The sequence below is a fragment of the Stenotrophomonas sp. CCNWLW162 genome (assembly GCF_037203745.1).
Classification (GTDB): Bacteria; Pseudomonadota; Gammaproteobacteria; order Xanthomonadales; family Xanthomonadaceae; genus Stenotrophomonas; species Stenotrophomonas maltophilia_AQ.
Genome location: NZ_JBBCBL010000002.1, coordinates 476268 through 488144, shown reverse-complemented (window position 1 = coordinate 488144; position 11877 = coordinate 476268). Strand labels below are relative to the sequence as shown.

Sequence of the window (11877 nt, the reverse complement as noted above, 5' to 3'; positions counted from 1 at the left end):
CGCTGGCCGGCAACCGCGTGGAACCCGCGTGCAGGCCAAGCCGGCCAGCGGCCGGCACTACCGGTTCAACGGCGAGCCCGGCGGGTGCCTTCCGCCCCGATTGTTCAGCCGCCCCGGGGGGCGGCTTCACATCTGCACCATCCCCATTTAACAACCGTCATGGCAACGTGCGAACCACGTAGTCATGCAAACGGGAGTTGTGGATGAGTACCGAGAAGAAAGCCGATTTCTCCGGCGTCAGTGGCAGCGTCGACAGTACCGCCGAGCAGGTGCCGAAGGCAGACTTCTCTGGCGTCAGCGCTTCGGTGGACAGCACCGCAGACGTCGTCAGCGGCGGCACCTACACCGTGCAGAAGGGTGACTCGTTGTCGAAGATCGCCAAGCAGCATCTGGGCGACGCCAATGCCTGGAAGAAGATCTTCGAAGCCAATCGCGATGTGCTTGACGACCCGGACAAGATCTTCCCGGGCCAGACCCTGAAACTGCCGCCGAAGTAAACGGCGATCGAACGCCGTCCGACAATCCCTGGGAGGAACCCCGAATGATCAAGACCACCCCGCTCCAGACCGCCCTGATCGCCGCCCTGCTGGGCAGCGTTGCCCTGGTAGGTTGCAAGAAGAAAGAAGAGTCGACCGACAACAACGCCGCGCCCGCCGCAACCGCTCCGGCCGAGACGGCACCGGCGCCGATGACCGGCGCGCCGGCGCCGATGGCAGAAGCCGCTGCTGTCAGCGTCTCGGCGGTCACCGTGGGCAAGACCGCTGCCGCCGACAAGTCGGTTGCAACGGCGGCGCTGTTCGCTCCGAAGGATGACATCGTCGTCTCGGTCAAGACCGATGGCGCTGCCAACAACGTCACCGTTGGCGCGAAGCTGACCTACCAGGACGGCCAGGTGGCCGGCGAACAGAACGCAACCCTGAACACCAGCGGTGCGGAAACCACCAACGTCACCTTCAAGAATGCAAAGGGCTGGCCGGCCGGCAAGTACCGCGCCGAGGTCACCGTCGATGGCAAGGCGGCCGGAACGCCGCAGGAGTTCGAGGTCAAGTAAGTCCTGCCGACTCTCTCCCGGCAGGGCTCACGATGGACGCAGCCGCGAGGCTGCGTCTTTTTTTATGGTGCGATGGCGGGGTCTCATCCACGCATCACCGCCGCACAAGCCCGGCCGAACGAATCACTGCGTTGCAGTACCGCCGCGTATGGCGCGGCTTTGCCCCGCGCGGCTGAAAACGCGACAATGCAGGGGTTTCCCCGCCGCGCGCCCACCCTGACGGCGGCGGGGGAAGTGACACGGTTGCACGTGGCCCGGCGCTGGCGCCGGCCTTCCCCTGAGCACTGCTACAGAGTCCAAGTCCCCCATGTCCAAGATCCTCTACACGCTGACCGACGAAGCACCGTTCCTGGCCACCCAGTCGTTGCTGCCGATCGTCGACGCCTATACCTCCACTGCCGGCATCGCGGTGGAAACCCGTGACATCTCGCTGTCCGGCCGCATCCTGTCGCTGTTCCCGGAACTGCTGAGCGATGCGCAGAAGGTCAACGACGACCTGGCCGAGCTGGGCCAGCTGGCGACCACCCCGGACGCCAACATCATCAAGCTGCCGAACATCTCCGCCTCGGTGCCGCAGCTGAAGGCGGCCATCAAGGAACTGCAGGACCAGGGCTACCCGCTGCCGGATTACCCTGAAGCTCCGGCCGACGACCAGCAGCGCGACTACAAGGCGCGCTATGACAAGGTCAAGGGCAGCGCGGTGAACCCGGTGCTGCGCGAAGGCAACTCCGACCGCCGCGCACCGCTGTCGGTGAAGAACTACGCACGCAAGCACCCGCACCGCATGGGCGCCTGGGCCTCGGATTCGAAGTCGCACGTCGCGCATATGGCCGCCGGTGATTTCTACGGCAGCGAGAAGTCGGCCACCCTGGCAAACGCCGGTGCGCTGAAGATCACCTTCCACGGCAAGGACGGCAGCACCGTCGTGCTGAAGGAAAAGACCGCGGTGAAAGCGGGCGAGATCGTCGATGCCGCGGTAATGAGCCGCAAGGCGCTGGCCGCGTTCATCAGTGAGCAGATCGCCGATGCCAAGGCCCAGGGCGTGCTGTTCTCACTGCACCTGAAGGCGACCATGATGAAGGTTTCCGACCCGATCATGTTCGGCGTGGCAGTCAACGAGTTCTACAAGGACGTGCTGGCCAAGCATGCCGACGTGCTCAAGCAGGCCGGCTTCGATTCCAACAACGGCATCGGTGACCTGGCCGCGCGCCTCCCGTCGCTGCCTGAAGCCACCCGCGCTGCGATCGAAGCCGATCTGGCTGCCGAGTACGCGCAGCGTCCGGGCGTGGCCATGGTCAACTCGGACAAGGGCATCACCAACCTGCACGTGCCGAGCGACGTGATCGTCGACGCCTCGATGCCGGCGATGATCCGCGACTCCGGCAAGATGTGGAACGCCGAAGGCAAGCTGCAGGACACCAAGGCCGTCATTCCGGACCGCTGCTACGCCGGCGTGTACCAGGCCGTCATCGACGACTGCAAGGCGCACGGTGCCTTCGACCCGGCCACCATGGGTTCGGTGCCGAACGTGGGCCTGATGGCGCAGAAGGCCGAGGAATACGGCTCGCACGACAAGACCTTCCAGATCGCCGCCGACGGCGTGGTCAAGGTCACCGATGATGCCGGCACCGTGGTGTTCGAGCACGCCGTGGAAGCCGGTGACATCTGGCGCATGTGCCAGACCAAGGACGCGCCGATCCAGGACTGGGTCAAGCTGGCCGTCGAACGCGCCCGCCTGAGCAGCACCCCGGCCGTGTTCTGGCTGGATGCTGCCCGCGCCCACGACGCGCAGGTCATCGCCAAGGTCGAGCAGTACCTGAAGAACCACGACACCGCCGGCCTGGACATCCGCATCCTGCCGCCGGTGGAAGCCACCGCGTTCTCGCTGGACCGCATCCGCAAGGGTGAGGACACCATCTCGGTGACCGGCAACGTGCTGCGCGACTACCTGACCGACCTGTTCCCGATCATGGAGCTGGGTACCAGCGCCAAGATGCTGTCGATCGTGCCGCTGATGGCCGGTGGCGGCCTGTTCGAGACCGGCGCCGGTGGTTCGGCCCCGAAGCACGTGCAGCAGTTCGTTGAAGAGGACTACCTGCGCTGGGATTCGCTGGGTGAGTTCCTGGCCCTGGCCGCGTCGCTGGAACACCTCGGCAACCGCTACGACAACGCCGCTGCCCGCGTGCTGGCCAAGGCGCTGGACGAAGCCAATGGCCAGTTCCTGGACAACGACAAGTCGCCGTCGCGCAAGCTGGGTGGCATCGACAACCGCGGCAGCCACTTCTACATCGCGCTGTACTGGGCGCAGGCCCTGGCCGCGCAGACCGAAGACGTTGCACTGCAGGCCCGCTTCGCACCGCTGGCCAAGGCGCTGACCGACAACGAGCAGAAGATCGTCGAAGAGCTGATCGCCGTGCAGGGCAAGGCCGTGGACATCGGCGGCTACTACCGTCCGGACGTGGCCAAGGCCAGCAAGGCGATGCGCCCGAGCGCGACCTTCAACGCCGCGCTGGAGCAGCTGCGCGGCTGATCCATCGCCGCTCGGTCGTGATACCGGAACCCGCGCTTCGGCGCGGGTTTCTTTTTTGCAGGCCGCGGGGGTCGGATCCCTCTGCACCGCAGAGGGCTCTGACCCCAGCCGAAAAGCGCGACATCCGTCGGCTGTCGGAATGCCGTCAAAGGGGCATGAAACTTGCCCGCGATGGCCGTCGCAGAACCGATAAGAGTGAATCTGCAACCGCCCTCGATCTGAGCAGTCGATCACGACGGCTGCCGCTGGCGATGGCCTAGCCTTGGCGACGCGAGGCCACCGGGGAGGTGGCCGCACGGGGAACACGGATGGCACGCGTGCTGGTGGTGGGAACCGACATCCAGGGCGAGCAGGCCCTCCTGCAGCGGCTGCGCGTGGCATCGGCCCTGCCGGACGACCAGATCCGCCGCAGCCAGGACCTGGATGATTGCGACCTGCTGGTCATCCGCGATACCCCGGCGCTGCGCAACGCGGCCCTGCGCATGCGTCAGCAGCGTCCGCGACTGCAGTGCTGGATCGAGGACCTGGGGGGCCAGCTGCGTGACGGTGATGGCCACCAGGACGTACTTGATGACAGTGCCATCGGCCGTGCATTGCGCGGCATGCAGTTGGCAGTGGAGCCCTTGGCCATGCACGCACTCGCACCGATCCGCCTGGCTGATGGTGCGCATGCCATCACCCGTCTGCTGCGCGAGCGGCTGCCGCTGCGGCAGGGCCAGGCACTGCTGAGTGATGCGGGCGAGCCGTTGCTGTTGATGGATCTGGAGCACGACCAGGCGGTGCTGCTGCAGGAGCCAGCGGCCGCCCTTGTGGAACGCCTGGCCGATGCCTTCGAACGCCTGCAGCTGGATGCGTTGACGCCGGCGCGCCTGCAGGCGCTGGCGGGTGAGCGGCCGCGCCAACCGCTGCGGCCGCTGTTGTGGCAATGGGCGCAGCGCAGCCGCCATTGGCAGGCGCTGGATGAACGCCTGCGCAGCGCGTCGGTGAAACTGCTGCGCTGGCCGGACTTCCGCGTGCTGGGGCACGACCACGATGGCTTCCGCCTGTGCTCGCTGTTGCTCAAGCGGGCCTGCACGGTGGACGAGTGCGCGATGCTGCTCGAGCTGCCGGCCGCAGCGGTGCGCGATTTCATCCATGCCGCCTACCTGTGCGGCTATGCACAGTTGCAGGTGGCGTCGGGCGCACCGATAGCGTCGTCGAGGCACGGCGCCGGTACCGACAACGGCCTGCTCGCCCGCTTGTGGCGGCACCTGCGCGGGAGCGAGCGCAATGCGTGAGCACAAGGTGGTGGTGCTGGGCGGGATGGGCAGCGGCAAGTCGACCCTGGTGCGCAGCATCGCCGCCGGCGCGGTGATCGACACTGACGTTGCCAACAGTGACCGTGCGGGTGCGGACAAGGCGTCGACCACCGTAGCGCTGGACTACGCCGATATCCACCTGCCCAACGGTGAGCGCCTGCGCCTGTACGGAACACCCGGCCAGCAGCGTTTCGATTTCCTGTGGCCGATCCTGTTGCAGGGCGCACGTGGCGCGGTGCTGCTGCTGGATGCGCGTCGCGCCGGCCTGGCCAGCGAGCTGGAAGACTATCTTCAGGTGCTGCGCCCGTTCGCATCATCCTTGGCACTGGCGGTGGCGGTCACCCACCTGGATCAGGCGCCACACGCCGCGCTGGATGACTGGGCCGCCCGTGCCTACCTCGATGACCAGCCGCTGCCGCTGCTGGCGGTGGATGCCCGTGACCGCGAACAGGGACTGCTGCTGATGGATGTATTGATGAGCGAAATGGAAGCGCACGCACTGGTGGCTGCGCATGGCTGACGGGCAGATGGCGGTACTGCCCGATGCCGGCCAGCGTGAGCGCCTGCAGCCTCTGCTGCAGGACCTGCAGCAGCGCGTGGAAGGCGTGCGCACGGTCGTGCTGGCCAGCGTCGATGGTTTTGCGCTGGTGAGTGCCGGTGCCGAAGGGCGCGGCGAGCGGCTGGCGGCGATGACCAGCGCGATGCTGGCGCTGGCAGCGGCGGTGGGGCGCGAGCTGGTGCTGGGCGATCTGCAGACGCTGATGCTGGAAGCGGCGGGCGGCAAGGTGCTGATGCTGGCCATCCACGCCGAGGGGCGCGCGCCGTTGCTGCTGATGGCGGCCTGCGACCAGCGCAGCGTGATCGGCCAGGTGCTGTGGCAGAGCAGGGAATGTGGCCAGGCGATCCTGGCCGAACTCGGCGGATCGTGAGCCCGGCCGCAGGGGAACGAGGGGCTCGAACCAACATCGACAAGGGGTGCGACGTGGCTGGATTGAATGAATCGTTGAACGCACTGATGGGCATCGACGGCGCGCAGGCAGTAGCGTTGGTCGACTACGAGAGCGGCATGCTGCTGGGCGAGGCCGGTGCCGGCATGGACATGGAAGTGGCCGCCGCCGGCAACACCGAAGTGATCCGCGCCAAGATGAAGACCGCCGCATCGCTGAACCTAAACGACAGCATCGAGGACATTCTGATCTCGCTGGGCAAGGCGTACCACATCATGCGCCCGGTGGCGAAGAAGCAGGGCCTGTTCTTCTACATCGTGCTGGATCGTACCAAGTCCAACCTGGCACTGGCCCGGCGCAAGGTGCAGGACGTGGAGGCCGAACTGGCGATCTGAGCCGGTAGTGCCGGCCGCTGGCCGGCATCTGCATCGATCCATCGACGATCCAGGGGCTGCCGGCCAGCGGCCGGCACTACCTTCGTGCTCGACGGCATCGCACACGCCAGCGTATGGTGGAGACGGTCCTCCACGGGTACGTCGTGCATGTCCGAGCCTGTCATCGCAACCATACTGGCGCCGCGCATCGCCGGCGCCATCTGCGATGGTTTCGAGGATTACCACGCCCGTTTCGCGGCGATCACCGTTCGCGCCCGCCTGCGCTTCGAGCAGCGCGACTGGGCTGGCGCCCGCCAGGATGCGGTCGAGCGCATTGCCCTGTACGACCTGTGCATCGCCGAACAGATGGACGCGCTGCGTCGCCTGGCCGGAGAGGTGATCGGCGAGCGCGCGCTGTGGCTGCAGGTGCACGCGGAGTACAGCGCGCTGCTGCAGGGGCTGATCGACGCCGAGCTGTACAAGACCTTCTACAACACGTTGTCGCGGCGGCTGTTCGCCACTCGTGGCGTGGATCCGGCGCTGGAGTTCATTGCTTTTGATGTCGAACCGTCCGATGCGATCACCCATCCGGTTGCCCGGCATACCTATGCGGTCTCGCCGACGCGACCGGTGGAGGCGCTGCAGCGGGTGCTGGCCGATTACCGTTTCGATATTCCCTATGCCCACCAGCTGCGCTGTGCGGCGGCGATTGCCGTACGTCTGCAGGACGATCTCGCGCATTGGGGCGACACGCCGGTGCGCAGCATCGAGCTGCTGGATACCGTGTTCTACCGCGAGCGCCGTGCCTATCTGGTCGGCCGGGTATTCGGCGAGCATCGCTTCTCGCCGTGCGTGATCGCGCTGGTCAATGACGAGCGTGGCCTGCGTGCCGATGCGGTACTGACCCGGCGCCGCGATGTCGCCCACCTGTTCGGCGTTTCGCGCAGCTATTTCCAGGCCGATCTGGCCACGGTGGGTGATGCCGTGGTGTTCCTGCGCAGCCTGCTGCCGGGCAAGCCGATCGACGAGATCTATACCGTGCTGGGCCGGGCCAAGCAGGGCAAGACCGAGCGCTACCGCACCTTCTTCCGCCACTTCAACGAGCATCCGCAGGAACGGCTGGTGCATGCCGAAGGCACGCCGGGCATGGTCATGGCGGTATTCACTCTGCCCAGCTACCCGCTGGTGTTCAAGCTGATCCGCGACCGCTTCGCCTGGCCCAAGGCGATGTCGCGGCAGCAGGTGGAAGAAAAATATGCGCTGGTATTCAACCTGGATCGTGTCGGCCGCCTGCTTGATGCGCAGCCGTATCGCCACCTGCGGTTCCCACGTGACCGCTTCGCTCCGGCATTGCTGGAGGAACTGCTGCAACAGTGCGCGCAGAGCGTGCGACTGGATGGCGACGAGGTCGAGATCAACCTGTGCTACGTGCAGCGCCGCTTCCGCCCGTTGAACCTCTACCTGCGTGAGCAGGGCGCGGAGGCGGTGCGCGCGGCGGTGCTCGACTACGCGCAGGCAATCACCGACATGGCGCGCAACAACATCTTCCCCGGCGACATGCTGCCGAAGAACTTCGGCGTCTCGCGGCATGGCCGTGCGGTGTTCTACGACTACGACGAGCTCTGCCTGGTCAGTGACTGCGTGTTCCGTGCCTGGCCGCAGCCGCGCACGCCGGAGGAGGCCATGGCCGACGAGCCCTGGTTCCATGTGGGGCCGCGCGATGTGTTTCCCGAGCGTTTCGGCCCGTTCATGGGCCTGCCGGGCGGAGAGCTGGCAGCGGTGCGCGAGCACTACCGGCACCTGTTCGACCCGGGCTGGTGGCAGGGCCTGCAGGAACGCTTCGCCCACGGTGACTATCCGGATACGCCGCCCTATGCGGGCGCACACCGGCTGGCGTGATTGCCATTGTCATTGCCAGCTGCAGCGCCGCCTGCGGTAGGCTTGGCACTCCAAGCACAAGGAGTGAGTGTAATGCGGTCTTCCCTTTTCCTGGCCCTGACGCTGGCCCTGGGCAGTGGTGTCGCCTGCATCGGCGTGGCCGACGCACAGACCGCGCGTGAAGTACGCAAGCAGCTCGAGGCCAGCATGACGCTCAGCGGTATCATCAATATCGGCCGCGAAGGCCAGGTGGAAGGCTTCCAGCTGGATCGCCGTGAGAAGGTTGCCGCCGACGTGGCGGCAATGGTTGACGGCACGGTCAAGGGCTGGCGCTTCGAGCCAGTGCTGGTCGATGGCAAGCCTGTGCTCGCGCGCACCGCTGTCCGCTTGCGCCTGTTGGCCGAGACCCTGACCGGCAATACCATGCAGATCCGGGTGGTCGATGCCAACTTCGGCAGCATCGACAATGAACAGACGCGGCCCAGCGACGACGTAAGTGCGGCGAAAATGCGCCCGCCGGCGTACCCGGAACGGGCGGCTTCAATCCGTGGCCAGGGCGACGTGATACTGCTGGTCAAGGTGGGACGCGATGGCAAGGTCGCCGATGTGATCGCCGAACAGACCAACCTGGCGGTGGTCGCTCCCGAGCGCACCATGCAGATGCTGCGCGATGTGCTGGCAAAGTCCAGCGTGGCGACGGCCCGGGGCTGGACATTCAATCCGCCGACCACCGGTGAGTACAGGGATCGTGAGTTCTGGACCGTGCGGGTGCCGGTCCGCTATGCCTTCGACCGGAAGGAAGAGCGGTATGGCCGATGGTCGGCCTACATTCCGGGGCCGCGCCAACAGGCGCCATGGAAGACAGGCGAAGACGAGAAGGCGTCCGGTACCGATCTACTGCCCGAAGGTGGCGTCTACATGGTCGGCCGCAACGACGGCCCGCGGCTGCTGACGCCGCTGGGGTGAGGGCGCGTGGAGGCGGTGCCGGACGTATCCGGTGCCGCCTCAGTCCGCGTACGGGTACACCACCACCCGGTTGCGGCCCTGTTCCTTGGCCAGGTACAGCGCCTTGTCGGCCAGCCGCAGCGCCTGCTCGGCGTCGACATGGAAGCTCGGGAAATGCGCCACGCCCAGCGACACGGTGATGGTGCCGACCGGCTCGAACGGATGATCGGCAATATGGTGGCGCAGGCGCTCGCCGGCCTGCCGCGCCGATTCGGTGCCGATGCCCGGCAGCAACAGCAGGAACTCTTCGCCACCGGCGCGGCAGAGGATGTCGCTGTCGCGCGAGTAGCGGCGCATCTGGTCGGCGATGTGGACGATGGCGGCGTCGCCGACGTCATGGCCGTGGCTGTCGTTGATCGATTTGAAACGATCGATGTCCAGCGCCAGGATCGCGAACGGGATGCGCTGCACCTGCAGCGCATCCAGCGCCTGCTGGAGGCCGCGGCGGTTGAGCAGGCCGGTCAGTGGATCGGTGCGGCTGGCGCGGTTGAGCGTGCCGATCCGGTCCTGCAGCGCGTTGAAGCTGTGCAGTACCGCCTGCTTGAGCTGGGCGACCTCGAAATACCAGGCACGAATGCCGCTGACGTGGTTGATCGCATTGCCGGTGTCCTCACCGCCCTGCACGTTGCGCGCCAACTGCCATAGCGGCAGCGAGATGCGGCGCGCAAACCACCAGGTGATCAGCAGCGACAGCAGGCCCAGCGGGATCGCGTTCCAGATCACTGCGGTCATCAACCGCGACAGCGGCTGCAGGGTGGATTCGGTCGGGCGCTGGGCGATGATGCCCCAGCCGGTGGCCGGCACCGGTGCATAGCCGGCCAGCATCGACACCCCGCGGTTGTTGCGCACCTGCTGTGCACCGCGTTCGCCGCGAATCACCGCCTTCACCGCCGGGTTGCCGACCACATAGTCACCCACCCGCTTGCCATCGGCGTGGTACAGCAGGCGGCCGTGGCGGTCGACCACGTACAGGTAGGAACCGTCGCGGTAGTAGTGCTTGCCCAGCAGCGTATGCAGCGCGCTGCGCTGGCGCAGGTACAGGGTGCCACTGACATAACCGCGATAGTGGCCCTGGCGGTCGAAGATCGGGTGCGACAGCGAGACCAGCAGCTTGCCGGTGGCCGACTGGTACGGGTCGCTGATCATCGGCTGGCGCGCCGCCAATGCGGCGTTGTTGCCGACGCTGTGCAGGATTTCACCCTGCAGCTGCAGGGTCTGTGGAGAGGTGGCGATCACCAGGCCGTCGGCATCCACCACCAGCGATGAGTTGAAGCTGTTGGTCTGCAGCTGCAGGCGGCTGGCTTCGTCCTGCGCCTGTACCCGATCGAGGTCGCTCTGGCCGAGCCGGGTGGCGGCGTAGGCCAGCTCCTGCTGTGCGGCCAGCAGGAAGTTCTGGGTGGTCTCGGCCAGCTTGGTGGCATAGACACGGTTCGCTTCCAGTGTGTTGCCGACCAGCTGGTCGCGCTGCACCCGGTAGCTGGCCAGCAGGGTGTTGGCCAAGGCAATGATGGCACTGAGCAGGGCCAGGGCAAGGATCAGCTTGCCCAGGTTGAGGCGGGGCGAAATCAGGCGCATGCGGGGCAAACGGAGGCGGAGGGCGCTCAGCGCGGGCAGGTGCCGGCGGAGGCGGGGCTGCATTATCGCCACAAACGGGGCCGCCGCGGGTGAAGTGCGCGCCCCGCGCAGGGCTCACCGTTGCAGGCGTTGGCGCAGGATGTTCCTGATCTGCCCGGCACGCTCTTCGCTCAGTGGCGCAAGTACGCCGCGTGCCTGCGTAGGGATATGTGCGCTGGTCGACATATTGGCGTCGAACACATAGTGATCGAACATCACACGCCACTGCGCGCGCTGCGCTTCGGGCAGATCGCGCAACGCCAGGATCGCCAGCATCAGTGCGTTCATTGGTGAGTCCATCCATGACGGCACCGGGCGCCACCAGCTGTTGATCAGCACGTTGAAGGCATCCAGCCCTTCCATGTGGTGCCACCAGAGTGAAGGAATGAAGACGGCGTCGCCTGGCTCCAGTTCCGCCACCTGCGCCTGTGCCTGGCCGAAGCGTGGGAAGCGCTCGAAATCCGGTGCGTGGAAGTCAACCAGGCTGATGGCCTGGCCTGCCGGGGTGAGATCCAGAGGGCCGATGTAGAGATTGCGCACCTGGTCGGGAGCGAACAGGGTGACCCGGCGACGTCCTGCGGCCACGCAGGCCAGGTTGTCCGGCACATCCTGGTGGGCGGCGATGCGCGAGCGGTTGCCTATCCAGATGCTGGTCAGCGGGTCAGCCACGCCCAGCTGCAGCGGATTGGCCTCGGCCAGGCCAGGCAGGAAGCTGTCCAGGGTGGTCGATGCCACGTAGATCGATGGTGGAGACGGATCGTGGGCGTACTTCAGCAGCGTGGCCAGCACCACTTTCAGCGGCACCTGCTCGCGGCGGAAGTTGAAGCCGCTCATGTCCTCGTTGTAGAACAGCCGCCCACCCGCTCCCGGCGCGGCCGTGGTGGTGGTCACCGGCATCTGCCCGTGATCGAACAGGGCAAGGTGGGCCACCGCCTCGGCGGCGGACCGGCGCGCGGCGGCCACCAGTGGCCAGTGTGCCACCAGCCCACGGATCACCTTGGGTGTGGTCCAGGTGGGCAGCTGCTCGTGCAGCTGCGCCGGGCCCAGGTCATGCACTTCATCGATGGGGCGGGGTTGGGCCAGCATGCGCGCAAATCCGGAGCGGTGTGTAGAGCCGAGCGTACGCTCGGCTCCGTCGGGATGCACGGCCCCGTCCCGGCCCGGCAGGGCCGAGCCGGCG

The 11877-nt window shown here is 66.7% G+C and carries 11 protein-coding genes; 9 read left to right on the top strand and 2 right to left on the bottom strand.

Features of this window, described 5'->3' with window-relative positions; all coding sequences use genetic code 11:
• The first annotated feature begins 203 nt into the window (after positions 1 to 203).
• The 9 genes from V9K93_RS07220 (at position 204) to V9K93_RS07180 (ending at position 9044) form a co-directional block, all read left to right on the top strand.
• The gene (locus tag V9K93_RS07220; RefSeq protein ID WP_005419771.1) at positions 204 to 497 is read left to right on the top strand and encodes a LysM peptidoglycan-binding domain-containing protein; all 294 of its coding nucleotides are present in this window, start codon (positions 204 to 206) and stop codon (positions 495 to 497) included.
• Between the two features lie 44 nt (positions 498 to 541).
• Positions 542 to 1051, top strand: a complete 510-nt coding sequence (locus tag V9K93_RS07215; RefSeq protein WP_337302278.1) for a hypothetical protein — start codon at positions 542 to 544, stop codon at positions 1049 to 1051.
• 307 nt (positions 1052 to 1358) lie between these two features.
• Positions 1359 to 3581: an NADP-dependent isocitrate dehydrogenase gene (locus V9K93_RS07210; RefSeq protein ID WP_337302277.1), complete on the top strand. Its 2223-nt coding sequence runs from the start codon at positions 1359 to 1361 to the stop codon at positions 3579 to 3581.
• A gap of 308 nt (positions 3582 to 3889) precedes the next feature.
• A complete protein-coding gene (locus V9K93_RS07205) occupies positions 3890 to 4858 on the top strand; it encodes a hypothetical protein (RefSeq protein ID WP_337302276.1) in 969 nt (322 codons plus the stop codon).
• Positions 4851 to 5399 (top strand): GTP-binding protein, encoded by a 549-nt coding sequence (locus V9K93_RS07200; RefSeq protein WP_253078619.1) that lies wholly within the window; start codon positions 4851 to 4853, stop codon positions 5397 to 5399. The genes V9K93_RS07205 and V9K93_RS07200 overlap by 8 nt, the downstream gene beginning before the upstream one ends.
• Positions 5392 to 5808 (top strand): roadblock/LC7 domain-containing protein, encoded by a 417-nt coding sequence (locus V9K93_RS07195; RefSeq protein WP_046986066.1) that lies wholly within the window; start codon positions 5392 to 5394, stop codon positions 5806 to 5808. The genes V9K93_RS07200 and V9K93_RS07195 overlap by 8 nt, the downstream gene beginning before the upstream one ends.
• A 53-nt stretch (positions 5809 to 5861) precedes the next feature.
• A complete protein-coding gene (locus tag V9K93_RS07190; protein WP_012512293.1) occupies positions 5862 to 6221 on the top strand; it encodes a hypothetical protein in 360 nt (119 codons plus the stop codon).
• Positions 6222 to 6368: 147 nt separating this feature from the next.
• Positions 6369 to 8099: a bifunctional isocitrate dehydrogenase kinase/phosphatase gene (gene aceK / locus V9K93_RS07185; protein ID WP_337302275.1), complete on the top strand. Its 1731-nt coding sequence runs from the start codon at positions 6369 to 6371 to the stop codon at positions 8097 to 8099.
• A 72-nt stretch (positions 8100 to 8171) separates the two neighbouring features.
• Entirely contained in the window at positions 8172 to 9044 is an 873-nt protein-coding gene (locus V9K93_RS07180) for an energy transducer TonB (protein WP_046986064.1), read from the top strand.
• 39 nt (positions 9045 to 9083) lie between these two features.
• On the opposite strand, the gene V9K93_RS07175 is transcribed toward V9K93_RS07180, so the two are convergent.
• A complete protein-coding gene (locus tag V9K93_RS07175) occupies positions 9084 to 10658 on the bottom strand; it encodes a sensor domain-containing diguanylate cyclase (RefSeq protein WP_337302274.1) in 1575 nt (524 codons plus the stop codon).
• A 114-nt stretch (positions 10659 to 10772) separates the two neighbouring features.
• Entirely contained in the window at positions 10773 to 11783 is a 1011-nt protein-coding gene (locus V9K93_RS07170; RefSeq protein WP_337302273.1) for a cupin-like domain-containing protein, read from the bottom strand.
• Positions 11784 to 11877: the final 94 nt, after the last annotated feature.